Annotated in this window: 21 protein-coding genes; 10 read left to right on the forward strand and 11 right to left on the reverse strand. The window is 43.3% G+C overall.

Annotated features, from left to right (window positions below; all coding sequences use genetic code 11):
- Nucleotides 1-33 precede the first annotated feature (33 nt).
- From NH399_RS26000 to NH399_RS18455, 5 genes are all read right to left on the reverse strand, one after another.
- On the reverse strand, nucleotides 34-3,684 hold the full coding sequence (locus tag NH399_RS26000; protein WP_253042658.1) for an SbcC/MukB-like Walker B domain-containing protein: 3,651 nt from the start codon (nucleotides 3,682-3,684) through the stop codon (nucleotides 34-36).
- 2 nt (nucleotides 3,685-3,686) lie between these two features.
- Nucleotides 3,687-4,382: a DUF4194 domain-containing protein gene (locus NH399_RS18440; protein ID WP_253042659.1), complete on the reverse strand. Its 696-nt coding sequence runs from the start codon at nucleotides 4,380-4,382 to the stop codon at nucleotides 3,687-3,689.
- A complete protein-coding gene (locus NH399_RS18445; protein ID WP_253042660.1) occupies nucleotides 4,379-5,830 on the reverse strand; it encodes a Wadjet anti-phage system protein JetA family protein in 1,452 nt (483 codons plus the stop codon). The genes NH399_RS18440 and NH399_RS18445 overlap by 4 nt, the downstream gene beginning before the upstream one ends.
- A gap of 203 nt (nucleotides 5,831-6,033) precedes the next feature.
- The gene (fba, locus tag NH399_RS18450) at nucleotides 6,034-7,098 is read right to left on the reverse strand and encodes a class II fructose-bisphosphate aldolase (protein WP_253042661.1); all 1,065 of its coding nucleotides are present in this window, start codon (nucleotides 7,096-7,098) and stop codon (nucleotides 6,034-6,036) included.
- A gap of 122 nt (nucleotides 7,099-7,220) precedes the next feature.
- A complete protein-coding gene (locus NH399_RS18455) occupies nucleotides 7,221-8,399 on the reverse strand; it encodes a phosphoglycerate kinase (protein WP_253042662.1) in 1,179 nt (392 codons plus the stop codon).
- 522 nt (nucleotides 8,400-8,921) lie between these two features.
- Here NH399_RS18455 and NH399_RS18460 point away from each other — a divergent pair.
- Entirely contained in the window at nucleotides 8,922-10,940 is a 2,019-nt protein-coding gene (locus NH399_RS18460) for a TonB-dependent siderophore receptor (protein WP_253042663.1), read from the forward strand.
- 16 nt (nucleotides 10,941-10,956) lie between these two features.
- On the opposite strand, the gene NH399_RS18465 is transcribed toward NH399_RS18460, so the two are convergent.
- Nucleotides 10,957-11,514, reverse strand: coding sequence for a hypothetical protein (locus NH399_RS18465; RefSeq protein ID WP_253042664.1), 558 nt, complete (start codon nucleotides 11,512-11,514; stop codon nucleotides 10,957-10,959).
- Nucleotides 11,515-11,698: 184 nt separating this feature from the next.
- On the opposite strand from NH399_RS18465, the gene NH399_RS18470 reads away from it, so the two are divergent.
- The 3 genes from NH399_RS18470 to NH399_RS18480 all read left to right on the forward strand — a co-directional run bounded on the left by NH399_RS18470 (nucleotide 11,699) and on the right by NH399_RS18480 (nucleotide 13,495).
- The gene (locus NH399_RS18470) at nucleotides 11,699-12,286 is read left to right on the forward strand and encodes a uracil-DNA glycosylase family protein (protein WP_253042665.1); all 588 of its coding nucleotides are present in this window, start codon (nucleotides 11,699-11,701) and stop codon (nucleotides 12,284-12,286) included.
- 285 nt (nucleotides 12,287-12,571) lie between these two features.
- Entirely contained in the window at nucleotides 12,572-12,778 is a 207-nt protein-coding gene (locus NH399_RS18475) for a hypothetical protein (protein ID WP_253042666.1), read from the forward strand.
- Nucleotides 12,779-12,850: 72 nt separating this feature from the next.
- On the forward strand, nucleotides 12,851-13,495 hold the full coding sequence (locus NH399_RS18480) for a hypothetical protein (protein ID WP_253042667.1): 645 nt from the start codon (nucleotides 12,851-12,853) through the stop codon (nucleotides 13,493-13,495).
- A 99-nt stretch (nucleotides 13,496-13,594) separates the two neighbouring features.
- On the opposite strand, the gene gap is transcribed toward NH399_RS18480, so the two are convergent.
- The 3 genes from gap to NH399_RS18495 all read right to left on the reverse strand — a co-directional run bounded on the left by gap (nucleotide 13,595) and on the right by NH399_RS18495 (nucleotide 17,580).
- A complete protein-coding gene (gene gap, locus NH399_RS18485) occupies nucleotides 13,595-14,596 on the reverse strand; it encodes a type I glyceraldehyde-3-phosphate dehydrogenase (RefSeq protein WP_253042668.1) in 1,002 nt (333 codons plus the stop codon).
- A gap of 112 nt (nucleotides 14,597-14,708) precedes the next feature.
- A complete protein-coding gene (tkt, locus tag NH399_RS18490; RefSeq protein WP_253042669.1) occupies nucleotides 14,709-16,709 on the reverse strand; it encodes a transketolase in 2,001 nt (666 codons plus the stop codon).
- 268 nt (nucleotides 16,710-16,977) lie between these two features.
- Nucleotides 16,978-17,580 carry a glutathione S-transferase family protein gene (locus tag NH399_RS18495; RefSeq protein WP_253042670.1) on the reverse strand — a complete coding sequence of 201 codons (603 nt, stop codon included), beginning with the start codon at nucleotides 17,578-17,580 and terminating at the stop codon, nucleotides 16,978-16,980.
- A 214-nt stretch (nucleotides 17,581-17,794) separates the two neighbouring features.
- Here NH399_RS18495 and elbB point away from each other — a divergent pair, with 214 nt between their 5' ends.
- The 5 genes from elbB to yaaA all read left to right on the forward strand — a co-directional run bounded on the left by elbB (nucleotide 17,795) and on the right by yaaA (nucleotide 22,315).
- A complete protein-coding gene (gene elbB / locus NH399_RS18500) occupies nucleotides 17,795-18,448 on the forward strand; it encodes an isoprenoid biosynthesis glyoxalase ElbB (protein ID WP_253042671.1) in 654 nt (217 codons plus the stop codon).
- 5 nt (nucleotides 18,449-18,453) lie between these two features.
- Nucleotides 18,454-18,759, forward strand: a complete 306-nt coding sequence (locus NH399_RS18505; RefSeq protein WP_253042672.1) for a hypothetical protein — start codon at nucleotides 18,454-18,456, stop codon at nucleotides 18,757-18,759.
- 176 nt (nucleotides 18,760-18,935) lie between these two features.
- Complete coding sequence (locus NH399_RS18510; protein ID WP_253042673.1) at nucleotides 18,936-20,903, forward strand: OPT family oligopeptide transporter; 1,968 nt, start codon at nucleotides 18,936-18,938, stop codon at nucleotides 20,901-20,903.
- A gap of 196 nt (nucleotides 20,904-21,099) precedes the next feature.
- Entirely contained in the window at nucleotides 21,100-21,468 is a 369-nt protein-coding gene (locus NH399_RS18515; RefSeq protein ID WP_253042674.1) for a glutaredoxin domain-containing protein, read from the forward strand.
- Nucleotides 21,469-21,523: 55 nt separating this feature from the next.
- Nucleotides 21,524-22,315, forward strand: coding sequence for a peroxide stress protein YaaA (yaaA, locus tag NH399_RS18520; protein WP_253042675.1), 792 nt, complete (start codon nucleotides 21,524-21,526; stop codon nucleotides 22,313-22,315).
- Between the two features lie 32 nt (nucleotides 22,316-22,347).
- Here yaaA and NH399_RS18525 read toward each other — a convergent pair whose 3' ends face one another.
- Nucleotides 22,348-24,417, reverse strand: a complete 2,070-nt coding sequence (locus NH399_RS18525) for a thioredoxin domain-containing protein (RefSeq protein ID WP_253042676.1) — start codon at nucleotides 24,415-24,417, stop codon at nucleotides 22,348-22,350.
- A gap of 114 nt (nucleotides 24,418-24,531) precedes the next feature.
- Here NH399_RS18525 and NH399_RS18530 point away from each other — a divergent pair, with 114 nt between their 5' ends.
- Complete coding sequence (locus NH399_RS18530; protein WP_253042677.1) at nucleotides 24,532-25,236, forward strand: DUF599 domain-containing protein; 705 nt, start codon at nucleotides 24,532-24,534, stop codon at nucleotides 25,234-25,236.
- Here the strand turns inward: NH399_RS18530 and NH399_RS18535 are convergent.
- Nucleotides 25,233-26,792, reverse strand: coding sequence for a GGDEF domain-containing protein (locus NH399_RS18535; protein ID WP_253042678.1), 1,560 nt, complete (start codon nucleotides 26,790-26,792; stop codon nucleotides 25,233-25,235). The two genes, NH399_RS18530 and NH399_RS18535, sit on opposite strands and share 4 nt — an antisense overlap.
- Nucleotide 26,793 lies beyond the last annotated feature (1 nt).

The raw sequence follows: 26,793 nt of genomic DNA on the forward strand, positions 1-26,793 counted from the left end.
ATTTGGGGACGGCTCATTTCACAGCTCCAAAGCTTATTCGCTAAATACCTGTTGCATAAAGTCCAGTTCGGCTTGTTGGTAAATCGTATTTCTATGATTAGCCCATAGCTCTTTTATACGCTCTTGATTGCACACTTTTCTATCAACCAGAACTCGAGTATTAAGTTCACCGCGCTTTACAGGGCTTGGGCACTTCGCGTAGACAAACTCATTAGTAATAAGATCCATATAGGGTCCACACTTGCTGGTAGGCATAATAAAGACCAACTGCAATCCCAAAGAGTTAATCAAATACTCAATCACTTCACGGCTACGGGTTTCATCCATCTTAGAAAAAGCTTCATCCACCATAACCATACGCAAATGAGACTTGCCTTCACTAAAGCGAAAGGCGCTGGTAATAGCCGCAGCTCTGATAATGTAGGCAGGCGTTTCGAGCTGTCCACCAGAACCTGTTCCATATTCCGATAATGGAATCGCAGGCTTACCTTCAACCTCTTTAAAGATCTCGTAACGATGGTAGTTTCTATAATCGGATATGCGATCAAGCTCTCGCAATGCTTTGTCTTGATCTTCATCCAGTAACATTGACATCAAACGGTCACGTACTTTTTGCGATGACTTGGTGAGTGTTGCTTCAAATAAAGTTTGTCCGTCACCCAGTTGCGGATTACGAATGATTTCATCAAAGAACTTAGCGTATTCTTTATACTCCGGGAGCCAATCATAATCGAAGCGGAAAGTTTCTCTATCATCACCAAAACGATGATATTGAAGTTCATGATTCAATAATTCGATCTGACGCTTACCATCATTAATCGCCTGATGGATCGAGTGACAGAGGTTACTCACAAACGCATTATTAAAGCTTTCTTTAAGCTTGGTGAGCTGATGATGCTTTTCAACCAGTATGTTGTTTTTTAACCGATTGTAGATAGAATCAATTTGTCGCTGTAGCTGACACACATTACGGAATAAGGTCTGATCATAATCGCCACGGAATGCACTGTAAGCAATGGCGTCACCAGGCATGCTGTATTGGTTGTGTTCTTTTATAGCGTCATCGAGCTTACGTTCAATACTGTAAAGTTGAGACTCGATATGCTCTTTTTGATCCAGCGCCATGCGTAGATCTAAGCCTTCGGCTTGTCCATCGGCTTTAGCTAAGCGCTCAGACGAATCAAAGTCTGGCCAGTCTTCACTGATCTGCTGAAGAGCCACCTCGCAGGATTCAACTTTTTCTTGCGTCTCATCTTGCTCATCCGCTAAACGCTTAATGGCTTTTTTGAGACTGGAGAGTTTTTCTTCCTGCTGACCAATCTGTTTAATAAGCTGATCTTCTTGTGTGCGTAACTCTTCTTCATTCTGTTTAAACTGATTGAGTTTGTCTTCCAGCTCACTGTGATCACCCAGATCAATCTGTTGAATCAAGTTTTCCAGCTTTTGCAGTTCACGATGACAACTTAACATCTGACTCAATACATCAGCGATGTCTAATGAGTTCAACTCTTCAATTGCTTTGCTTAACTGGCGCAATCCAACCAGACGATCATTAACTAACTGCCATTGCTCAGTTAGTCGAGTGAGATCTTGCTGACGTGCCAAAGTAGCGCGGTTGCGTGCTTCTGCGCCAAAAACCAGATCAGCATCAGGTAAGTCACAACGCCAGAGAGAATAGTTACCTGAAGCCAAACACTCACGCGTCACGCCACGTCGAGTCATTCTTAATTGTTCAGCATCATCAACACGAACAACAGCGCCGTAGCTGGCTTGAACATAATGTCGCGCAGAAGCGTGAGTAAATTCCAACACGTGCATGATGGAATCTTTATCTAAAGATAAACGTTCTGCATCTTTAAAAGCTTTTTCGCCTTGAATGATTCGTGCTTTGCTCATGCGACCGGGTAACCCTCGCACCACACGAATAGCATCGGCTTCAAACTCGGGTTCAACGATAATAGAAAATCTCGCCCCACCTAGATAACCCTCGATAGCCGCTTGCCACTCAGGCTCGGTGACCTCAATATGATCACAAAGTACGCGAGGATCAGCGTCCGGCAACGCGATGCTAATGGCATCCAATGCTTTTTGTACATAGTCAGGATAGGATACTTGGTGTTTTTCTAAACGTTCAATGTCTTTTTGTTTCGACTGTCGTTCACGGGCAATGCGCTCGTAATCCATTTCTAAACGATTAAGTTTTTGCCGCACCTGTTGTTTCAGATTGTCCTGATCTTCAATGCTATGATTCCAGTGCTGCAACCACTGCTGCTGTTGATGTTGAATATCTCTTACTTCATCCAGTTGTTTTTCCAACATCTGAATGTCATTGAGCATATCTTTGCCTAACAGAGCCTGAATATTAAGTGCGTTGCTTTTTTTAGCTTGAACAACACCACGGGCCATCTTGAGCGAACCATTGTTCAATAGATCAGACATCGCCTGTTGGACAGGCTTTGAAGCAATAGCATCAACAATCACTTGAGTTTGGTCAAAGTTAGACTGCAGTTTTCTTTCTTCTTGTAATAACTGTTGAGCCAGAATAGATAAATGCTTTTCTTGCTCTTTGACTCGGCGAGACAAATCGTCTTTTTCTTGAAGAGCACCAATACCCAATCGCTGTGCTTCTAGTGCAACACGTTGCTCGTGTAACTGTTCTCTACGTTCGCGAGTAATAACGACTGAATTTTGATGGTTTTCGATTTGTTCTTCACAGTTTTTCTGTTGTTGTTTATTAGCAATATAGGTCTTTTGGCGGTTACGAAACTGGTGTTGCGCCAAAGTATAGTTATGGGTCTGCAATTCAATCCATTGTTCTATGTAGCCCTGACTTAATTCATCAGCATTCGCTAAGATATCGATAGACTGCAATAAACGATTAGCATCTCGTTCCATACCATGAATGGTCTTTAACTGACCGGATATAGAACGGATGGCTTCTCCCAGATCTTTCTTTTCCAGAATTTCTTCAGACACGAAGCGGTCAATGCTTTGTACAGGCTTGTACGCCATAAAGCGCGAGAAAGCTTTAGCCGAATTAAGAGCCTCTGACTCGGCTACCGCATCTTTTTTGCCACGCAGAGCACCATAAAGTCTACGTAAGTAGGCACGCTTGGTGTCATACTTTTCTACATTAGGATTACCAAAAGATTGAATCAGTGACGTATGTAAGTTTTCTAAAGTAAGAATGCTTTTGCTATCACCAAGTGATAATACCAAGTGTGAGAGCTTTATCTGCTTTTCTTCAAACTGGTTGCCCAGAATATAAAACTGGATAGCATCTTGGCGAGCTAAGGACTGTTGGCCATTCTTTTCAATGTAGGCACGCACAGCTATGAGTGCGGTAAAGGGTGTAGCATCTTCGTTCTCTGTCGGATAAAAAGTTCCGACAATATAGCCATCCGTTGGATTAAGTCTGGCATAGCTGCCGTCATCACAACCTAAGATATAGGACGCCAGAGTTCTTACTTTTTTACCGCCACGCCCTTTCTGTGTGGTTTCATCCTGACCAGGGTTAAACTGAAACAGATTTTCATGAGCCGCCGTCATCAAAGTTTGAATGGCATCTGCCGCAGTGGTTTTTCCAGAACCATTGCCACCAGAAAAAAGATTAAGTGGTCCAAATTCAAACTCAGTATTGGGCAAATTACCCCAGTTGATTAATATTAATTTCTTTAGATACACGGTTATTCGCCTGCTAATACTTGTTCGTCATTTTCTTGGGCAACTGCTTCTTCATCTGTTGGCTCAACATTATCTTCTGACAATGCAGCCAGAGCATCTTCATTGATAAAGGTAACGATCATAGGATGTATTTTTATCCAGCTTTCTCCATTAGAAAACTCTTCATCCTGACGATATTGAATCAATCGTAGCTGTCGCAAACGCTGAAACATTTTTTTGCGGTCCGTTAATTTTTCTGGCAACGGTCGTCGCAGCATGTTTTTCATGGCGATGCTGATAGACTCGAGAGATTCCAAAGCATAGCCAGAGTCATCAATCTTGCCTTCTCGTAGCGCTTTATCGTACTGCACTCTCAAAATCAAAACTAAGGCGACTTCGTTTTGCGTTAAGCGCTGGCGCAGACTGCCACTGAATGCCGATTCTTCAGGTTCTTTAACACCAGGAATTTCTGCTGCAGGAGGGTACAGTCGAACGTATTGAAACTGACTGTCATGATGGAGCTGAATATGAGCAACACTTAAGTAATCACGAACGAGTTCTTCAATACGCACAAAGCGATCATATAGTTGTTCTTCTGTCGCACTTTCAGAACGGCATAATACGCTGTAGTTCATTAAGCGAATGATTAACTCTTGAAAGTCGTTTAGCGATAAGTTTTTCGACTCTAAAGAGTCTTCAATTAAATTACTCAATATCATGACGCATCACTTTTATCTGATTCTTGTATCAATTCGATAGAAAACTCATCGGCCTCAAAGTAGCTATCTTCGGTACGCTTACCCGTTGGCTCAACCTTGAATGTGTATTCACTCGACTGACGACCACTTGAGCCCACTTCAATTGCGTGGGCACGCATAAGCAAATCTTTGGCGTTATTAACAGGAAGCTGATGAGAAAAAATACGATGGCCTTTGCCTAAAGACTCACCAAGATAGTCGGCCAAGTCTTGATTACTGATAGCAAAGGCTTTTTCTACCGATTGTTTAATAAATAATTCTTTACGAGCATCATCATTCATGTCGGCACTTTCTTCTGCTCGTGTATCAACAATACGTTTTTTGTTTCTTTGATAAAGCTTCAATTGGCCCGGATCAAACAGGGCTACTTGAAGCTGTGCCAGATGTTCACTCGCCATATCCAGTTTGCGATTAAGTGCGTCTTCATCGAGCGATGATAAGCTTTGACAAATATCAACAATTTCACTTTGTCTGCCCTGCGCCGAAAAACTTAACTGGCGCATAATGATGTCGGCACGGCGAGTAAAGCCATGCAACGATTGACGTAAAGCGGGCAGCATGATTTCACTGGCTCGATGAATACGCTGTTCTATTTTTTCGAGCAATGTGAGATAAACAGAAGCCTGCTGTTGCTCGATAAGTTCTGGCGCTACCTTACGTAATTGCTTTTCGGCTTCGGCTTTAAATTCTTTACGCTTACGTCGCGCTTTAACAATGGAGCCCTGAATTTCGTCACGCCATTTTTCGACACTGTCTGCCGATAAGCGAATAGACAGATCAGGCATAAAGCGCTTTTCCATAAACTCAAAAAATTCTTCACTGGCTTTTTCTACCAGCTGTTGTGCTTCGACTTCACGCACGAGCTGACGTTTACGTTCATCCAGCTCTGCAATAGTGTCGCTGAAGTCACTGATAATTCGTTCGGAATATTCGTAAGCATCCAGCAGATCATAAACATCGCCCTGGTCCACAAATACGGTTAAGGCATTACGAACGTTACGGGTATTGCGATGGCGTGTACGATAGGTCGCCCCATTGGATTCAACAATCGCCTGGGTGAATAAACGACCGACACGAGTAAATGCATAAGTGCTTTGTAATGTGGCTTCGTCCACTTGTTTTTCTAACCAGCCAGACTCCAACAATGAGTTGAGTACCCATGAAGCCTGCTCTCGATCACTCTTTGCAGGTGCGCTGAACTCGTCTTCGTTGCCGTTCTCAAGTACGGGCGAGCGAGTAATGGTTTCCTGAAATAAGGCGACGAGTTTTTCTCGAGAATTCGACGATTCATAGTCGGCTTGAGCGGTGTATAAATGAACATAAAGCGCTTGCAGACAGTTAGTGATTTGCTCCCGGTACTTACTGGTCAAAGGGCGGAAGAAGTCTTTCTTTTTATGCTCAAAAAACATTCAATAGGATACTTACAGCTTGAGTTATTATGGAGTCAATCTATCAGAATTGAGCCTGGCCTGCTTGCGTAAATTCAAAAAAATCACTTTGAATTTACGCTTTCAGTCGAGGCCGTTGATGTATCCAATAGATACAAAAAAGGTATGTCTTGAAAAATCAAAAACATACCTTTTACTTGGACCTGTTGGCCTATCGTTTAGAATTAAACGATTTTAGGATCCAACTCACCACTTTCGTAACGAGCGAACATATCGTCTAACGAAATCGCTTTCATTTTAGATGCGTTACCCGCAGTACCGAAGGCTTCATAACGAGCAATACAGATGTCTTTCATTGCTTTAGTAGTTTCAGCTAGGTACTTACGTGGATCAAATTGTGATTTGTTGTGGGCCAAGTAGCGACGAACCGCACCCGTTGATGCCAAACGTAGGTCAGTATCGATGTTAACTTTACGAACACCGTGCTTGATGCCTTCAACGATTTCTTCAACTGGAACACCGTAAGTTTCTGGAATTTCACCGCCGAACTCGTTGATTACCGCTAACCACTCCTGAGGAACAGAAGAAGAACCGTGCATAACCAGGTGAGTTCCAGGGATACGCTGATGAATCGCCTTGATGCGATCAATCGCCAAAATGTCACCTGTAGGTGGACGAGTAAATTTGTAAGCACCGTGCGAAGTGCCAATAGCAATTGCTAACGCGTCTACTTTAGTTTTCTTTACGAAATCTGCCGCTTCATCAGGATCGGTCAGCATCTGGTCATGAGTCAGCTTACCTTCAGCGCCAACACCATCTTCTTCACCTGCTTCACCGGTCTCAAGAGAACCCAGGCAGCCTAACTCACCTTCAACAGACACACCGCAAGCGTGCGCCATATCAACAGTACGACGAGTCACATCAACATTATATTCGTAGCTTGATGGTGTTTTACCATCGTCCATCAAAGAGCCATCCATCATGACTGACGAGAAGCCTAACTGAATCGAACGCTGACATACCGCAGGGCTGGTACCGTGATCCTGGTGCATAACAACAGGAATATGAGGAAACTCTTCGATTGCAGCAAGAATCAAATGACGTAAGAAAGGAGCACCCGCATATTTACGTGCACCCGCAGATGCCTGAACAATCACAGGAGAATCGGTTTGATCCGCTGCTTCCATAATGGCACGCATTTGCTCTAGGTTATTAACATTAAAAGCTGGAATCCCATATCCATGTTCAGCTGCATGGTCCAGCATTTGGCGCATTGAAATTAATGCCATGATTGTATCCTCTTGAATCTTCCTGAGATTTTTAAAATTGTATTGGGTTTACTGCGGCCAAATTCGCCATTTGACCGCTAGATGTCACCCACCAAGAATTAGCCGGTGACACGTAGATATTGCTATTCTGCCGCACGCTGCTCCAGAATTTCAACTGCAGGGAGTTTTTTACCCTCAAGAAATTCCAGGAATGCGCCACCACCTGTAGAGATATAAGACACTTTGTCTTTAATGTCGAATTTATCAACGGCTGCCAAAGTGTCACCGCCGCCAGCGATAGAAAACGCATCGCTCTCTGCAATCGCTAAGGAAAGGTCTTTGGTACCTGCCGCAAACTGATCAAATTCAAAAACACCGGTCGGGCCGTTCCAAACAATGGTCTTAGCTTCTGAAAGAATTTTTCTTAGCTCAGCGGATGAGTCTGGGCCCACATCAAAAATCATGTCGTCATCAGCAACATCAGTAGCAGGCTTAAGTGTAGCAGCTGTGTTTTCATCAAACTCTTTTCCAACGACAACGTCTGAAGGTACTGGAATAGAACCATCGTTGTCTTCGGCTTGCTTAAGCAAACGTTGAGCTTCTGGAATTAAGTCTTTTTCGTACAAAGACTTACCAACATTGTTGCCTTTTGCAGCGATGAAAGTATTCGCAATACCACCACCAACAATCAGCTGATCGACGATTTTTGATAAGGCATCAAGGACGGTCAATTTGGTCGATACTTTAGAACCACCCACAATCGCAACCATTGGGCGAGCCGGGTTATCCAGGGCTTTTGATAAAGCATCAAGCTCTGCCGCCAATAATGGGCCAGCACAGGCAGTCGGGGCAAACTTGGCCACGCCATGAGTTGAAGCTTGAGCACGGTGGGCAGTACCAAAGGCATCCATCACAAACACATCGCACAGAGCAGCGTATTGCTTAGACAAATCATCGCTGTTTTTCTTTTCGCCAACATTGCAGCGAACATTTTCAAACAATACAACTTCGCCTTCGTTGACCTCAACACCATCAAGATAATCCGCCGCTAGACGAACAGGCACGTCTAATAAATCGTTCAAATAATCAGCAATTGGCTGCATGCTGTCTTCGGCTTTTAATTCACCTTCAGTGGGACGACCACGATGTGACATCACCATAACCTTCGCGCCTTTTTCCAACGCTAACTTAATGGTCGGCAACGCCGCTTGAATTCTTACGTCAGAGGTAATTTTGCCATCTTTAATAGGGACATTGAGATCTTCACGGATCAGCACTCGCTTACCTGCGAGATCCAAATCAGCCATTCGCAATACAGACATGGTTGGGAGCCTTCTTACTTACTAAGTGAATGAGGGGATGTAAAAGTGCGCGTATTATAACCGAAAATGATAGCAATGTGGTGATGAGAATAAAGCTTCTTGATTCTTCCGATCTGCACACTTGGCACTCAATATACAGGATGCTTCAATGGACTGCATTGAGCAAAATACATACAGATCATCCAGTTAAAAAACGATGACTGAGTATAATCAAGCTACGTATTTCTCATATATATTCATCTCTGCATAATCACTCAGAGCTAACTCACTGATGCTCAAACAGTATCATTGAAGGCTTTCAGCAAAGAACTATTCGCAACTTATCAATAAGCTAAACGCCTCATCGCTTCCATATGAATCTGTTTTAAAAACATTTTGGAATAAAGGCGACTTAAATAGGGTTTGATGGCTATTTTGTACAATGCTTTTGTAGCGCTCTAAATATTGGTTATGAGATATTTTCTGCTAAACTTTTCTATAAGCTTTGTTCTATAGCCAAATTCAATTTACGAGTTTCTGCAAATGCGAAATTTAAGTTCGCCTTTATATAACAAGCTTTATCTCTCTTTATTTTTATCGATAAGCCTCGGTAATCATATTGATCTTCATGCCGCGCGCGACAAAAATAGAGACTTGTTTGATATGACTTTAGAAGAGTTATTGAACATACAAGTTTACAGCCTGCATAAATTTGACTCTGATTACTTTACGATACCAGCAGCTATTACAGTCATTACTCGAGAAGAAATAGAAAATTCAGGTGCTCAAACCTTTTCAGACTTGTTTGTCACCGTACCAGGGTTGTTTAGCTTTCAACATCAAGCTCATCGCAGTTCCATTTCTATCAGAGATGATGCTCAAGTCTTTATTAGTGCAACACTGGTGCTTCTTGATGGAATTCCCGTTTACTACCCAACAAGCGGAGGTCCAGAGTTCCAATTACTAGGATTGCCTCTCGAAGATATTGAAAAGATAGAAATCATAAGAGGTAGTGGCGGCAGTAGTTGGGGCGCAAATGCTACTTCGGGTGTGATCAATATCTTGTCACGTAGAGCAGAGCAGTTCGATGGTTCCTACTTTAGAATCAGTGGTTCGAGTCGTGGTGGATTCGAAGGATTTTGGAGAGAGTCGTTTCAAAAAAATAATGTTTTTGGGTACTTTACAGCAGGCGCAGAAAGCGACCCTGGGTTTGACAATGAAGCAAGCAACCAAGAAGATTACTCTCGTCAATATATACGAGCGAGAGTGGATTTTTCGTTATCAGAATGGGACTTCACTTCAAATATCTATTTAGTAAACAATGATAGAGTTGAAGAACAGTTTTTTTCTCATTCCGCTAACATTCACAACGATACCGAAGAAGCAGATTCAACCAGCCGAATACTACAGCTACAGGCAAACTATTCGCCTGATGATAAAAACAGCCTCACAATACAACCCTCTTATAAGAAAGACCTTTACGAGATTTACACACTGCCAGCAAATTATAGAACCACTCAAACCGATCTTGAAGTTCGCTACCAAAGAACCTGGAGCCCATCCCAACAAAGCCAGGTATTCGTTAACAAACGGCTATATGACTTTGATATAGGCTTACCTCTACCAAACTTTGTTAATTATGTTCCCAATAAGACTCTGCTCAAACTATCCGCTTTAGGTGTTAATCATATTAGTCAGCTAACCCCTTCTTTAAAATTTGAAGTGGGTGGTCGTATCGAAGAATTTTCAACCATTAGCTCAACGTTTTTTTCGCCGGGAGGCAGACTATCTTATCGTATTAATGACTCACTAGTATTATGGGGAAACTATACACGGAGTTATCAGTTTCCCACATACCTACAGTTGGCCAGCCGCATATCCGTTGGCTTTACACCTCTACCGAATGCTATACCGATAGTGCAAGCAGGCTCGAGTGATGTAGATGCAGAAAAAAATGACGATTATGGTATCGGCCTTCGATGGAAAAATAAAAATCACTTTGTCGATTTAACCTATTTCTCTAAGAAAACTTATGGCCAGATAAGAGTTGATCCTAGAGCCGCCGAACTCCAAGAGGGTCCAGTTCTGGCCCTCCCTTATGCAAACTCAGTAGATGTAGAGACACAAGGTTTTGAAGCAACCTGGAATTATCACTCAAATCATTATTGGCGTTCAAAAATAGATTTCACCTACTACGATAGCTTATCGAAATTGATTCCTCCTGATGCTAATTCTGTTGCACACTCAACAGTTCCTAAATACAAGGTTAGCTGGACACAGAGCTTAGCGCTTAGCACTCGACTACACTGGCATAGTCGGCTGACATGGTATGACCATTATAACTCTGAAAACATTCAAGGCATTTTTGCAGAACCTATTCCTATCGATGCACATTGGCGACTAGACACTAATATAAGCTACCGAATAAACGCAAAAACCACAGCTATTTTTGCACTTAAGAATGGCTTTAATAACGAGCATGAAGCTATTTATCAGGCATCAACAGCTCATCCAGAAAAAGTGGAACCTAGCCTCCACTTTTCTATCAAAATGTCACTGTAGCCTCACAACATCAAGATTAAAATCGAAAGCTTAAATTCAAACCGTAAGAATTCACGTCAAATTCATCTTCATTCATGCTTCTAAATTTTAAACCCATAGAAAATCGCTCTGTTATTGGGCGCTCAAATAGGATTTCGATGAATGGTGCCGTTCCATCTTTGATAACATCACCAGAATTCTCTCCAGGATCAGCATTCAGCTCCCAAGACATCAATCCCAATGCAGGTGTAAAGTAAACACCACCTAAATCAAACCGCTTTGCGACTTTGAGATAAGAACCATGAAAGCTGGTTTCTTTTTCAAGCGAACTGTCAGTAAAAAGATTGTCGAAGAAATCAAAAGCATGATCGATCTCAGCACCAACCTCCAATGACCAACTTTCGTGAAACTCCCAACCCAAGGCAATATTTTCAAAGGCTTCGTCTTCTGTAAAACCAGCGAACTGACCATTAAAGAACTCTTGCCCCACATCAAAACGACTGCTTCCTAGATCGACAGCAATATAAAACTGTTCTTGCGCCGCTATAGTCACCGAACACAATAATCCAGAAACAGCTAAAACGAAATTTTTCATAGACATTTTCCTATGTAGAAATACCTAACTGATTGGAAAGATGAGAAGAAAATAAGTTTTGTAAATATGTCACGGATAATATGTGAAGAATGCTATTGGCGACGCCAGCAAACAAATTTGCATTATTGTTGGCTCTAATGCTTAACTGACATCTTTAACAGGGCCAGCAATTCAATATTCTTTTATGAAAACAACTCAAGAGCTTATCCCATTGATGGACGAGGTGCGTCAATGTCGGCTTTGCGAGGAACATCTTCCTTTAGGGCCTCGCCCCGTGATCCGAGGTTCCATCAATGCCAAGCTTTTAATCATTGGCCAGGCACCTGGCACTAAAGTTCATGCAACTGGCATTCCCTGGAATGATCCCAGTGGTGATCGTCTTCGGCTTTGGTTAAATATGGAGCGAGATGCATTTTATGATGAAGACAAGATTGCCATTATGCCAATGGGTTTTTGCTATCCCGGCAAAGGCAAGTCTGGCGACTTACCGCCACGAAAAGAATGCGCTCCCCAATGGCATCCTCAGTTGTTTCCATTATTAGAAAATGTCGAGTTGACGTTACTGATAGGGCAATACGCGCAGCACTACTACTTACAGACCAAAGGACAAACACTGACCAATACCGTCAAAAACTGGCAGCAATATCTCCCTCAATATCTACCCTTACCGCATCCCTCACCACGCAACCGTTTATGGTTAAGGAACAATCCCTGGTTTGAGCTAGAAGTCATTCCTGAACTGCAAAAAAAAGTAACCGCTTTACTCTATTAATGGACAACCTAAAACCGACAAAAATAGCCCCCCCAAAAAAAATAAGATTTGAGCTAAATATAATTATCTATCTGTAGATAGCTTATTTTTGGGAAACAGTCATTGCGATAAAGTAATTAGTTTTTCTAACTATATCTTTTTAATGCTTATATTAAGCGGCTTACTTTTGCTTTAGCTCCTACTAATTGACTGTCATTAGCTATGGGTGGTAGGCTTTCAAGTGTATTAGGACACAAAAACCCTAATACACAAAAAAATATTAAATAGAAATAAAAAGGACTAATTATGAAAATGAAAGCTTTTTTTTCAAAAGCCTTGGCTGTTGCGTTTATTATTGGGAGCACGTTAGTATGTGCAGAAGAAGATAGTATAACGATTACAGCTGATTGCGTAGTTGTTAACAATGGAACCATGATGGTCTGTATGATATGTGCTGATGGACAACATTGTAAACTAAAAACAATTTATTTGGGGGCTGATCCTAGTCTTTAATAACCCAGGATATCTGATGCATTAATACATCAGATATCCATATACTTGTTAAATAAAGGGTAATTAAAAATAATGAAAAATCTGTTGATAGCGTTATTGAGCTTAGCTCTTGTCATTTCGCTTTACTTCAATGCATCAAGTATCAAGAACAACAATCAACAATCCGAAGCTCATAAGGATAATACATTGATGCCCCAGCAAAATTTAAAGCCTTCGACTTCACAAACTTTTACAGATACTCTACCAGCAAAAGAAGAAACGATAGAAGCCAGCTTACCTAGTTCCAGAAAAAAAGAAACTTCTGAGGCAGAGCGTTTTGAAAAAGATAAACAAACTTTATTGCCTGACATCTATAGACAACAATCTATTAATGAGTTCAAAGCCATCAAAAAATATAAAGAACTCAATAAATCTGAAATAAGAGATGATGTTTGGGCAACAGAAAAAGAAACCTCTTTAACAGAGGTTTTGAGCCAGCATGATTTTTTCTCACAGCGCTTTGCCTCTGTGCCTGAGTGCAAATTATCAACTTGCACCTTTAACTTTGCACTTGGTGACAACGTGGAAGAGTATAAAAAAGCGATAATGATGCTTTACGTAGATATGCTTGAATCTCCAGCAATAAGCCATTTGGAAGTTTCAACCTATCTCAATGAAGAGAGCAACGAGATTGAAGTATTACTATTTGATCAGTCTAGAATGCAGACAGGACAATAGCATCTATTGAGACATAGCCCTTGGTTTAAATCATTCGGCACATAAATGACAGGCAGAAAAAAGCCGGGATAACCCGGCTTTTTTCTGTAGCGTAAAAGCTTATGCTTTCATCATCGCAACAGCAGTATCTAACATACGAACAGAGAAACCCCACTCGTTGTCGTACCAGGTAACCACTTTAACCAAACGACCGCCCTGAACACGAGTCTGAGTAGAGTCGTAGTTGCTTGAAGCTGGTGAGTGGTTGAAGTCGATAGAAACTAATGGCTCATCGTTATAAGTTAAAACGTTGCCGTCAGCTGCTTTTTTAACGATTTCGTTAACTTCTTCTACTGTGGTGTCACGACCTGCGGTGAAAGTTAAATCAACAACAGAAACGTTAACCGTTGGTACACGCATTGCGAAACCATCCAATTTGCCATTTAACTCAGGCAATACTAAACCAACGGCTTTAGCAGCACCGGTTTTAGTTGGGATGATAGACATAGCCGCTGCACGAGCACGACGTAAATCAGAATGCTGGTTATCGATAACACGCTGGTCGTTAGTGTAAGCGTGGATAGTGTTAACCAAACCGTTTTCGATGCCTAAGCCTTCGTGCAACGCTTTAGCAACAGGCGCTAAACAGTTAGTTGTACATGAAGCATTAGAAACAATGTTGTGATCCGCTGTTAAGATATCGTCGTTAACACCGAATACAACTGTACCGTCAATGTCAGAACCGCCAGGTGCAGAAATCAATACTTTCTTCGCGCCACCAACAAAGTGCTTAGAAGCACCTTCGCGATCTTTAAACTTACCCGTACACTCAAGTACTACGTCTACGTCGTAGTCGCTCCACTTTAAGTTTTCTGGGTTACGGTCAGCTAACATAGCGATTTTGTCGCCGTTAACATACATGTTCTCGTCGTCACCAGTCACTTCTGCGTTAAAACGTCCGTGTGTAGTGTCGTACTTGGTCAAGTGAACATTGGTTGGAATAGGATGTGAAGAGTTAATAGCAACAACTTTCACTTCGTCTTCGCGGTTCAATTCGTAGATGGCACGCAATACCATGCGACCAATTCGACCGTAGCCATTGATGGCAACTTTTACTGTCATGATTACCTCACTGTCTCAGCTCATTGAGCCGACTTATTACTCTAATAACACGAGAAGCGATTTAATGATTACCAGAAAAAAGCCGTTACTGTTTAGCAACGGCTTTTTTTAATCATGCTTCCAATAATGATAATGACATCTCAACCAGATTCTTAGTTGAGAAGCCGAATTCTTCAAACAAGGCCGACGCAGGAGCAGACTCACCAAAGGTCGTCATACCCAAAATCTTGCCTTGTAAACCAACATATTTGTACCAGAAGTCAGCATGGCCAGCTTCAACAGCAATGCGCTTGGTAACCGCTGCTGGTAATACAGATTCTTTGTATTCTGCATCTTGCGCATCAAAAGCATCCGTAGAAGGCATGGAAACAACACGAACTTCGTGGCCCTGCTTCGATAACTCTTCTGCAGCATGCAACGCCAGATCAACCTCAGAACCAGTTGCCATCAATAAGAGTTCAGGCGTTCCGTTACAATCGCGAATGACGTAACCGCCTTTCTCAATATTAGCCAACTGAGCATCATTGCGTGACAAACCAGGTAAGCCCTGACGAGACAAAATCAAAGATGTAGGCCCATCATTACGCTCTAATGCAGCTTTCCAGGCAACGGCTGTTTCTGTCGCATCACATGGACGCCACACAGACATATTCGGAGTACTGCGTAAGCTGGTAAGCTGTTCAATAGGTTGGTGTGTTGGACCATCTTCACCCAAACCAATGGAGTCATGAGTAAAGACATAGATTGCACGCTGTTTCATTAATGCAGCCATACGTACCGCATTACGAGCGTATTCCATAAAGATAAGGAAGGTGCCGCCGTAAGGAATAAATCCACCGTGCAAGGTAATACCATTCATAATGGCCGCCATACCAAACTCGCGCACACCATAGAACAGGTAGTTGCCCGATGCATCATCGGCGCTAATGCCTTTTGAACCACTCCACATGGTTAAGTTAGAGCCAGCCAGATCGGCAGAGCCACCTAACAACTCAGATAACATAGGAGCATAAGCTTCAATGGCATTTTGCGAGGCTTTACGGGTAGCGATTTTTGCCCCTTCTTCTTGAGTCGCGCGAATAAACTCTTGAGCTTTCGCAGCAAACTCAGCTGGCAATGAACCATTAAGACGGCGCTCTAGTTCCGCTGCTAACTCAGGGTGAGCATCACGATAAGCGACAAAGCGACCATTCCAGTCAGCTTCTAACTGAGCACCTTTTTCACGCGCATCCCACTGAGCATAGATATCTTCGGGTACTTCAAAGCTACCGTGTTCCCAGTTTAAATTTTTACGTGTGCCAACGATCTCTTCTTCACCTAAAGGAGCACCATGACTGGATTCTTTTCCAGCTTTGGTGGGCGCACCAAAACCAATAGTGGTTTTGCAGCAAATCAGTGTCGGCTTAGACGTTTCGGCACGGGCTTGTTCTATTGCACTTTTGATCGCTTCTGGGTCGTGTCCATCAACCGCAGGAATCACCTGCCAGCCATAAGATTGGAAACGTTTCGGTGTATCGTCCGAGAACCAGCCTTCAACTTCACCATCAATAGAGATGCCATTGTCATCATAAAAAGCAATCAGTTTGCCTAATCCGAGTGTCCCCGCCAATGAGCAAACTTCGTGTGAAATACCTTCCATCAAACAACCATCACCTAAGAAGGTGTAGGTGTAATGGTTAATCATTTCGTGTTCGTCACGATTGAACTCTGCTGCCAGAGCTTTCTCAGCAATTGCCATACCTACAGCGTTGGCAAGACCCTGACCTAATGGACCAGTAGTTGTCTCAACACCGGGAGTATAACCATACTCAGGATGGCCAGGAGTTTTTGAATGCAACTGGCGGAAGTTCTTTAAATCATCGATGGTAAGCGCATAACCACTCAAATGAAGTAGAGAGTAAATAAGCATAGAGCCATGACCATTAGACAAAATAAAGCGGTCACGGTTAACCCATTCTGGGTTATTTGGGCTGTGATTTAGATAATCATTCCAAAGAACTTCGGCGATGTCGGCCATGCCTAACGGCGCGCCGGGGTGTCCAGAGTTAGCTTTTTGCACGGCATCCATACTTAAAGCACGGATAGCATTAGCTAATTCAAATCGGGATGGCATAAAACTCTCCTGAGAGTTGGCCCATTTTGAAAGGCGCGTATTTTCTCAAACGCTTGGGGGTTAGATCAAACCATTTAGAATGTTTTTTGGGCAAAACCTTGAATTTTTATGACATCATCAAGGCAAAGTCGCAAATTTAACCAATTTAAGCCCGTAAAACCCCCAAACTGCCATATATCTCATATCATGAATAGCGGTTTATCAGGTTGCTAATGCCATTTTATTGACCGTCAAAAAGTAACAACACGCTTTTGTTGTGCTGTGCCTATCAACGCTCAGTCATAGGTACATAGCCAGGCAACCCTTGGATATCTTCAAACCAACGTAATATATGAGGATAGTTGGTTAGATCAAAGCCGCCATCAGTCGCCACATGACTGTAGGCATAAAGTGCTATGTCAGCAATGCTGGCCTGCTCTCCGGCAAACCATTGCTCAGCTGATAAATGCTGCTCCATCACTTTAAAAGCTTGGTAACCTTTGTCATGCAATGCAGGCAGATCAGCACGTCGCGGATGATCCTCTGGCAAAAACTTACTAATAAATCGCGCCACTGCAATAGCAGGCTCATGGCTATATTGTTCAAAAAACATCCACTGAAGAACACGAGCCTGAGTCAGCGTATCATTCGGGTAAAAATCACTACCCGCCGCCAAATAGAATAGTCCAGCATTTGACTCAGGTAAAAATTCGCCGTTATCCAATTCTAGAACCGGGACTTTTCCGTTGGCGTTTTTGGCAAGAAACTCTGGTACAGCGGCTTCTCCTGCCAGAATATCAACTTCTTCCCACTGATAGGCTTGCCCAGTCAGCTCCATGAGTAATTTTAATTTATAACAGTTTCCAGACAACGACATACCATAAACTCGCATGAGCATCCCCTCTATCGTAAATTTATCACTTTAATATCGAGCGCTTGCAATCCTACTCGTTTAGTTTTGTTTAATCACTACCTATTATCGGTGCCCCGAAGGCGGCCTATTAATCCAGACCCCATTGGGTGCGTAAAATTCAATTCTGATGAGTGTAGCCCTTCTTTCTGAGAAGCATTATTATTATCAGCAAATCACAAATGGAGTGGACAAAATGAAAAAAGTTGCTGTCATTCTTTCTGGCTGTGGCGTTTTTGATGGTGCCGAAATTCACGAAAGCGTGCTCACACTATGGGCGCTGGAACAAGAAGGTGTTGAATACGAATGCCTGGCTCCCGATATGGAACAAGCTCATGTAATCAACCACATTACGGGCGAAGAAATGCCCGAGTCACGTAATGTCATGGTTGAAGCAGCTCGAATTTCTCGCGGTGCGATAAAAGATGTCGCCCAGGCGAATCCTGATGATTATGACGCATTGCTGTTGCCAGGTGGATTTGGTGCCGCCAAAAATCTATGTGACTTTGCTTTTAAAGGAGCAGACTGCTCCGTGGTGCCTTCGGTATTAACCTTTTGCCAATCAATGGCAGCACAGAAAAAGCCCTGTGGTTATATCTGTATTGCACCTGCCATGATCCCACTGATCTATGGCAAAGACAGCAAGCTCACCATTGGCAACGATGCCGATACAGCATCCGCTATTAATCAGATGGGTGGAGAGCATATAGCATGTCCGGTGGATGAATTTGTTGTTGATGAAGAAAACAAAGTCATCTCAACACCTGCTTATATGCTGGCGGGTAATATTTCAGAAGCGGCGGCGGGTATTACTCGTTTGGTCCAAACCCTAGTCAAGATGATCGATTAACAACAATGAATATGAACCATTTAATAAGACTGGCTGCCATCGGCAGCATTCTGGCAATAGCAGGATGTGAAACGCAGCGCGACTACTCATCGCTTAAGATAGTTACCAACACGCGCCTTGAAACCATTGGCAATCAATGCGAAGCACTCGGTTCCAAAGACTATGACTGGTACAAATATACTTGTGATGGATGGACAACTCCGGCTGAGCGGTGTTTTCGTTCAGAGCAGGAACTGATGAGCGAGCTGGCAAAAACAGAAGCCGATCCCGAAAATAGCTGTCGAGTTTTGTCGGTTATTAGAAGTCGTTAGTCACTGCCGCACATGATATCAGGCAAGATCTTAATGACTTTCTAGCCTGATGTCATACCTTTATTTGTCGCTATGCATAGCAGACAAGATTCAATGCGTACTTCAGCATGTTGTAAAACAAGAGGCCATCCGGTTTCTACTCAATCAATAACAATAAACAAAATCAGGAGTCTCTGTTGAGTAACAAAAAAGGATTAGATCCTAAAGCTTACACAAGCCTGCCAGAGGGTCAGGAATACCCACCCTATGTTCCAGCGCAAGAAAACATCGCAGAATTTACCTTCAAAGCCCTAGGATTGGGCATTGTGTTCGGCATTCTTTTTGGTGCAGCCAATGCTTATCTAGGATTGCGTGCCGGATTGACTATCAGTACTTCCATCCCCGTTGCGGTAATGGCGGTTGCCGTTTTCAGAATTCTGGCAAAAGGCGGCGTTAAAAGCACCATTTTAGAAACGAATATTGCGCAAACCACGGGGTCTGCATCCAGCTCTGTCGCCAGTGGGGTGATTTTTACTTTGCCCGCTCTTTTTATGTGGGGCGTTGAGCCAGAACTGTTACAGATGACTATTCTGGCCATGTGCGGTGGTTTGCTCGGCATCTTGTTTATGATTCCGTTGCGACGTTTCTTAATCGAACGGGAGCATGGCAAATTGCCTTATCCCGAAGGCACAGCCTGCGCTGAGGTATTAGTGGCTAACGAGGTGGGCGGCAATCGAGCTAAATATATTTTTTGGGGCATTGGCGCGGCAGCACTGTTTAAAACCTTAACCTCCTGGCTCAAAGTCATCCCTGATTTGGCCACCTTAAAAATCCCATTTATTAAAAAAGCAGAAGTGGGTATCGATTTATCGGCTGCTTTGTTTGGCGTAGGTTATATTCTGGGATCACGTATTGCCTTGGTGATGGTAGGCGGCGGCCTGCTTTCGTCACTGATCATTATTCCTGCCATTGCCTATTGGGGCGACGCTCGTACCCTGCCACTGTTTCCAGAAACCGTGAACCTGATTAAAGATATGTCAGCAGGCCAGATCTGGACTCGATATGTTCGTTATATTGGTGCAGGAGCCGTTGCCGCAGCAGGGATCATAACACTGATCCGCAGTGTTCCAGTGATGATAGAAAGCTTTAAGGTGGGCGCCAAACAACTAGGAAATCAAGCAGCACCAGTGGCGACCAAACGCACCAGTCTTGATTTGCCACTCAAATTTGTTGGCTTTGCGGTACTGGCTATTATCTTGGTACTAACACTGGTGCCCAATGCCTTTGGCAATGTTGGCGACATCGCAACGCGGTTATTGGCAGCCCTCTGTGTCACTGTGTTCGCGTTTTTCTTCGTTACCGTCGCTTCGCGCATTGTTGGTTTGGTGGGTGTTACTTCTAATCCAACCAGCGGCATGACCATTGCCGCATTATTAGGAACGGCCACTCTCTTTCTCGCCATGGGTTGGACTGACACCTCGGGCAAAGCAGCCACCTTAATAGTGGGTTGCGTGGTTGCCATCGCAGCTTCCATTTCTGGTGATACTTCCCAGGATCTCAAGAGTGGTTACTTGCTTGGAGCCACCCCCAGAAACCAGCAAGCTGCCGAGCTCATTGGTGTTTTAACTTCTGCGACCTTTGTTTGTCTGGCAGTCTTGTTACTGGCAGAGACTTTTGGTTTTGGCAGTAAAGAACTCCCAGCCCCACAAGCGACTCTCATGAAGCTGGTTATTGATGGCGTATTGGATCAGAACCTACCCTGGACACTGGTTGGCATTGGTGTGGGTATCGCGCTGCTGTGCGAACTGGTAAAAATCCCATCGCTCCCCTTCGCAGTTGGAGTGTATCTGCCCGTATCCGCCATGACACCAATCCTGTTGGGTGGTTTGATTCGCCATTACTTCGAAAAGAAAACCAAAGACGAAAAGACTCTGGAGTCTCGTCGTGAAAAAGGCGTTTTATTAGGCAGTGGTTTTGTTGCTGGTGAAGGACTTCTCGGTGTCGGCATTGCTGCGGTGGCCTTTATTCAAAGTCGCAAACCCGATGGCCTGGGCACAGGCTGGGCTGGAAGTGATTTTGTTGCCATGATCGCAGGCGTTATTGCTTTTGCTCTGTTAGTGAGCTGGTTCTTTAAAACCATTCATAAAAATGAAAGCGACGCTTAGTACCTAAGTAATGCTCCTTCACTACGGTAGAGAGTGCGGAATTCGCACTCTCTCACCCCTGCCGAATAAAAAGTGTGCAAATAAACAATTGTACTCTCAGTGTTCAACCCAAACCTTTGCTCATGTTAAACTACCTGCCCAATAGGAAACTCCTCCTATTAATTGTGTTTTCATTATTTTCTAGATAGGTATCTTCATGGCTGTTATTCGTTGGATTCTGGGTCGCATTATTCTTTTGCTCAACTTTGTTTTTTCACCCCGAGGAATTAAACGTACAAAAGAACAGCAAGCTGCCATCGATCAACAAACAGCGCTTTTGTCTCTTTATCAATTTGAAGCCTGCCCGTTTTGCGTCAAAGTACGCCGTGCAGCAAAACGCCTTTCGCTAAACCTGGAACTACGAGACGCGAAAAATGATGCCGTTTTTCGTCAGCAACTCGAACAAGAAGGCGGCCGAATTAAAGTACCTTGCCTACGCATCGTCGACCAGGACAATCAGGTCAAATGGATGTATGAATCAAAAGATATCGTAGCCTACCTTAACAAGCGTTTTGCTACACACTGATCACCATCTGCTGATTATCCACTGACCACAACGCTATTTTTTAAGAGAGCTGTGTATGCTAACCGTTATTTCTCCCGCCAAAAGTCTCGACTTCGACAGTCCTTTAGCGACTGAGCACCATTCGCAACCCGCGTTTCTGGAACATTCAGAACAGCTGATTGAAGAACTGCGCCATCTGACTCATGCTGATATTGCAGGCTTAATGAAGCTGAGCGATAAATTGGCAGAGTTAAACTTGCATCGTTTTGAAGCTTTTAATACTCCCTTTACTCCCGCCAATGCTCGCCAGGCAGTATTGGCTTTTCGTGGTGATGTTTATCAGGGGTTAGATGCCGATAGTTTTTCTGAACAAGACTTTGCTTATGCTCAAGACCATCTACGGATCCTGTCTGGCCTGTACGGTTTGCTCAACCCTCTGGATTTGATTCAGGCTTATCGCCTGGAGATGGGTACTCGCTTTGCTAATTCGCGCGGCAAAGATCTGTATCAGTTCTGGGGCGAACGATTAACCGATGAACTCAACGCGCAACTAGAGCAACAGGCAGCTGATGGAAAAGAAGCTTGTTTAGTTAACCTCGCCTCAAACGAGTATTTTAAAGCCGTTAAACCCAAACACTTAAATTACGAAGTCATCACGCCTGTATTTAAAGACTTTAAAAATGGTCAGTATAAAATCGTCAGCTTCTTTGCTAAACGAGCACGAGGATTGATGAGTCGTTATATCATCCAAAACAAAGTTGAAAATGTTGAAGGGTTAAAATCATTTGATTTAGCAGGCTACTACTTTGATAGCGCAAGCAGCAGCCAAACAGAGTTTGTCTTTTTACGCGACGAAGTACTGGCCTAAACCAAAGAAGCAAGCCTTAACATAAAAAACCGTTAAGGCTTGTGCTTTAGATGACTCTCTAAATCCTGAAGATCATCAAATCTCTTTTCTTGTTCAGAAACATTACAAAGCTGGGCATAAACAGCCTCTTGTGTTTCAAATCGATGCAATGGTCCATCGTTTTTGTACGCACTGTCTGAGATAGAAAAAACTCTACGATCCGGATGATAATCCCTTTTCAATACACCATGCCATTGCATGCACTCTAGCGCGCTCCCGCGAACAACCACCACATCGTAGTTATGTTTCATATTGATGCTATTCGTTAACAGGCTGGTGTGAGACAGTACCGACTTTCTTAAATTTGCTGATGCGGCTAAGCAGGATTCATCCGCTAAAGTGAGGTAAGTTTCATTTTTTAATAGTAAAGCCAATATATATAAACAATCATTAAAAACACTGTTGCTGCTTGGGGCAACACCATCACTGAAGTCGAACAGCCGAGGGGCCGTATCAATGCTGTTCTCTTTCGCAAAATAAAATCCACCATGGTGGCTTTGCAACTGTTCGATGGCTACGTCGACTAATTCCAATAACCAATGAAACCATTGGTGACTCCACTCGACTTCAAGCATGTCGATGATGGCCATCGATAAATAGGCATAATCGTCGAGTGTAGCCGATTGATAAGCAACACCATCTCGATACACAGCATACAGCTGACCATCCTTCCACAAATTAAGATAGATAAAACTCAACGCCTGCCGAGCGGCTTCTTTAATGTGGCTATCATTGAGCAGAACAGCACTTTTTAATAAGCCAGATATGGCCAGACCGTTAACTCCCGTGAGTACCTTCTCATCTCGATAAGGTTTGGCTCTCATATTTCGAGCACTCAGTAGTTTGGTTTTAATCGGTTCAAGCATCCAGGCAATCTGTTTTTCATGCAATCCTGTTTTTTGTGCCAGAGACTCATTGGAATACCATTGGTGCAAATGCCATTTATCTAAAAAGTTAGGCGCTTGCTCAAAGCCAAACGCTACATTGGCAACAGCCCACTCTTCTTCGGTTAGCAGTGCAAGAACTTCCTCTTTCGACCAGAGATAAAAAGTCCCCTCTCCTTCCTCACTATCTGCACCAAGAGAAGAAAAGAATCCTCCTTGTTCATGACGCATTTTATCTAACATCCAGTAGCTGCTACTTCGACATAGGTTTGCATAGTGGCCGTCTTTGGAGAAATGCGCGAGCGATGCATAGAAGCCTAACAACAACGCATTGTCCGATAGGATTTTTTCAAAGTTAGGAATGCCCCAATGGGGATCAGTACAATAGTGGAAAAAGCCACCGCCGAGATGGTCATATAAACCTACACGCGCCATACCTTGAGCAGTTCGTTGTAATATCTGATACAAAAACTCACTCTCGTCTGGACGGATCTGATAGATGACTCTGAGTAAGGCTAACAACAAGACAGGCTGTGGAAACTTGGGAGCACCCACTAAACCGCCCCACTGCGGATCATGTTGCTGTTTTAGCTGCTCGATAAAAAGCTCGTAGTCAGGCTTACTGGCAACCGCTTGCAACGTTTTAACCGCGTTGAGGTCTTTCAGCTCATGGATGACTTTTTCTGCCATGATAGCAACATCATCAGGCTTCTCTTGAAAAATTTCGACAATAGACTTTAACAGTTGCTTAAAAGAAGGCATGCCATTTTCGGGCTCTAACGGAAAATAAGTGCCGGCAAAAAAAGGAACGAGTGAGTCCGGTTGCAAAAAGACAGTGAGTGGCCAACCGCCATTGCGGCCATTTAAAATCCAGTGACACTGTTGATAAAGCTTATCTAACTCCGGCTGTTCTTCTTTATCAATCTTAATATTGATAAAGTGCTCATTCATTATGCTTGCGGTCGTTAGATCACCAAAAGAGTCTTGCGCCATAAGATGGCACCAGTGACAAGCCGAATATCCGATAGACAACAAGATAGGTTTTCCTTGCTGTCGTGCATACTCAATAACCTCTGACTCCCATTGTTGCCAATGTACTGGCTGTTCTTTATGAAGAGACAGATAGGGGCTTAGGCTAGTAGCAAGCTGGTTGCAATGGAATCTTTGTTCGTTCGACATAGCTTCAAGTCATAATAAGTTAGGCAAAGGTCATGGTAAACTACTATACCTAATTAAAGAAACCTTCCGTTAGGCTGGTGAGTAATTTTTTTCGTGTCAGGTAAAGTTTAAACAATGTTACTCTATTTATCACTGTATGATTGGATAGCACTCTTCTGGTTCTTTTTGTGCTGGGTAGGCTACGCTACTTTTGCAAAAGTACGTGGAAAACACATACCCACACTGTCTTCTAACTTATCAGATATACGTAAAGACTGGATGCGACAAATGCTCAAACGAGATGTTCGCATTGCCGACACAACATCCTTAGGTATTCTTCAACGCAACGTCACTTTTTTTGCTTCAACCACCATTTTTATTCTGGCTGGTTTACTGACGGTGTTAGGTGCAACGGATCAAGCCATCGGATTGATCAGCAATATGCCATTGGTCAGCGAACACTCCGCAATAGCCTGGGAAACCAAGCTAATGTTGCTTATCTATGTTTTCGTATACGCCTTTTTTAAATTCACCTGGAGCGTGAGAAAGTATAACTTCTCGATCATGATGTTTGGCGCAGCGCCAAGCCCAGATACCGATGACGAAGAAAAAGAACGTTTTATATTTAATGCCGATAAACTACTTACAACCGCTAGCAACTCTTTTGCTTTCGGTCTTCGCGCTTATTCTTTCGCCTTAACGATACTGGCCTGGTTTATCCATCCTTTGTTATTTATGCTGGCTTGCGTTTGGGTTATTGCAGTACTCTATCGACGAGAATTTCATTCTCGTTCGCTTGCAGCCTTAAGCTCCATAAATCAAAAGAAGGAACTGCCCTAAGCACGCTCACAACATACCTGATTGCGTCCTTTTTCTTTTGCTCGATACAAGGCTTTGTCTGCTCGATTAAAAACATCCTGCGCTGTATCACTGTTTTCAAACTCTGAGACGCCAAAGGACATGCTGACATTGATGGACTCGCCATCTGCCACCACAATAGGTTGACGATTGATCAGCAAACGCAGTTTATTAATCGCTTTGGTCGCATCCACCAGCCCAGTCTCTGGCATTAACAAAATAAATTCTTCGCCACCAAACCGAGCCGCAAAATCTGACTCCCGCACACCTTCTCGAATGATTTCAGCGACTTTTCTCAGCACTTCATCACCAGCGGAATGTCCGTGAACATCATTAATTTTTTTGAAGAAGTCCAGATCACCAACCGCCAGGCTCAAGGCCCCGCGATAACGACGCCAGCGAGAATACTCTTGAGTCAGGCGTTCGTTGTAAGCATATCGATTAGGCATTTGAGTGAGAGGATCCGTATGGGCCCGGAAACGTTGCTCGATCAGATTTTCTTTAAGTCGCACCGCTTCGTCTTCGGTGACTTGCAGCTGTTCTTTCACAATATCAAGTTCAGCCAAAGAAGCTTCTACCCGTGTATCCTGAGCCATTCTGAAGCGCTCAATGCTGGCAAAGATCGTTTCGAAGCTGGCGGCAACACGTTGTTTCAAGGGTCCAATTTCTGTTGCCGTGGATATTTCTCGTTGAATAAAAGTCACTTGCTCCTTCAGTTCTTTATCCAGCAGCACAGTATCTTGAGTTAAATCCTTATGTCCAACAGCCGCCTGATTAAGATAAGAAGCCACATGAAGTAATCGTTTATTGAGTACTTTCAGAAACGACTCAAACTGGATGTGTTCCTGATTGGCCGCTTCTAACAACGCCGAGGCGATGTCTTCTATAATCGGCACCAACTCATCATAGTTCGCCAGCAATTCGACCTGCTTGCGGATATGTTCGGTCGCGTCTTTGTAAGCTTCAATTACGCTGAGCTGTTCGATAAACCTTCGCAATGAATCTTGTAGTGATGATGAAACCGCCATGGTTTGCACGATTGGCGCATTATCTTCTTCGGCATCATCATCTTGCTCTTCGTTATTACCACCACCAAATAAATTAGACCAGCGGCCTCCCTTTTTGGGTGTCAGATGCTCACCTAACAAATTGGATGTTGCCTGAATCAGCTCTGTCTCATCCATGTGAGGTGCTTTTGACAATAATTTATTGAGTTTGGATTTCACATTGCGCTGGAGTTCTTCTTGCAGCAAAGATTCCAGAAAGTTCTCAATTAACTGTTTGGCATCGGGTGCGCTTTCTTCTTTTAGCGTTTCTACTTTTTCTTCCAGCACTCGCAAGTAGCTGGTAATCGCATCCACTTTGCTTTTGAGCTCTTCAATAGACTCATTCTTTTTTAGTCCAGCACGCAACTGACGTAAAAGTTCATCAAGCTGTACGTCAACTCCCATACCGCTGTGACTGACATGCAAAATAAATCGTTTGAGCTGCTCTTCGTCGCTCAATCCATCAGATTTAGAATTATTAGCTGATGACATT

The sequence above is a fragment of the Pleionea sp. CnH1-48 genome (assembly GCF_024124665.1).
GTDB lineage: Bacteria > Pseudomonadota > Gammaproteobacteria > Enterobacterales > Kangiellaceae > JAMXSB01.

Excerpts from the sequence above, each read along its gene's own strand:
- NH399_RS18440 (WP_253042659.1), bottom strand. The coding sequence starts at position 4,382 with ATGATATTGAGTAATTTAATTGAAGACTCTTTAGAGTCGAAAAACTTA.
- NH399_RS18445 (WP_253042660.1), bottom strand. The coding sequence starts at position 5,830 with ATGTTTTTTGAGCATAAAAAGAAAGACTTCTTCCGCCCTTTGACCAGT.
- fba (WP_253042661.1), bottom strand. The coding sequence starts at position 7,098 with ATGGCATTAATTTCAATGCGCCAAATGCTGGACCATGCAGCTGAACAT.
- NH399_RS18455 (WP_253042662.1), bottom strand. The coding sequence starts at position 8,399 with ATGTCTGTATTGCGAATGGCTGATTTGGATCTCGCAGGTAAGCGAGTG.
- NH399_RS18460 (WP_253042663.1), top strand. The coding sequence starts at position 8,922 with ATGCGAAATTTAAGTTCGCCTTTATATAACAAGCTTTATCTCTCTTTA.
- NH399_RS18465 (WP_253042664.1), bottom strand. The coding sequence starts at position 11,514 with ATGAAAAATTTCGTTTTAGCTGTTTCTGGATTATTGTGTTCGGTGACT.
- NH399_RS18470 (WP_253042665.1), top strand. The coding sequence starts at position 11,699 with ATGAAAACAACTCAAGAGCTTATCCCATTGATGGACGAGGTGCGTCAA.
- NH399_RS18475 (WP_253042666.1), top strand. The coding sequence starts at position 12,572 with ATGAAAATGAAAGCTTTTTTTTCAAAAGCCTTGGCTGTTGCGTTTATT.
- NH399_RS18480 (WP_253042667.1), top strand. The coding sequence starts at position 12,851 with ATGAAAAATCTGTTGATAGCGTTATTGAGCTTAGCTCTTGTCATTTCG.
- gap (WP_253042668.1), bottom strand. The coding sequence starts at position 14,596 with ATGACAGTAAAAGTTGCCATCAATGGCTACGGTCGAATTGGTCGCATG.
- tkt (WP_253042669.1), bottom strand. The coding sequence starts at position 16,709 with ATGCCATCCCGATTTGAATTAGCTAATGCTATCCGTGCTTTAAGTATG.
- NH399_RS18495 (WP_253042670.1), bottom strand. The coding sequence starts at position 17,580 with ATGCGAGTTTATGGTATGTCGTTGTCTGGAAACTGTTATAAATTAAAA.
- elbB (WP_253042671.1), top strand. The coding sequence starts at position 17,795 with ATGAAAAAAGTTGCTGTCATTCTTTCTGGCTGTGGCGTTTTTGATGGT.
- NH399_RS18505 (WP_253042672.1), top strand. The coding sequence starts at position 18,454 with ATGAATATGAACCATTTAATAAGACTGGCTGCCATCGGCAGCATTCTG.
- NH399_RS18515 (WP_253042674.1), top strand. The coding sequence starts at position 21,100 with ATGGCTGTTATTCGTTGGATTCTGGGTCGCATTATTCTTTTGCTCAAC.
- yaaA (WP_253042675.1), top strand. The coding sequence starts at position 21,524 with ATGCTAACCGTTATTTCTCCCGCCAAAAGTCTCGACTTCGACAGTCCT.
- NH399_RS18525 (WP_253042676.1), bottom strand. The coding sequence starts at position 24,417 with ATGTCGAACGAACAAAGATTCCATTGCAACCAGCTTGCTACTAGCCTA.
- NH399_RS18530 (WP_253042677.1), top strand. The coding sequence starts at position 24,532 with ATGTTACTCTATTTATCACTGTATGATTGGATAGCACTCTTCTGGTTC.
- NH399_RS18535 (WP_253042678.1), bottom strand. The coding sequence starts at position 26,792 with ATGTCATCAGCTAATAATTCTAAATCTGATGGATTGAGCGACGAAGAG.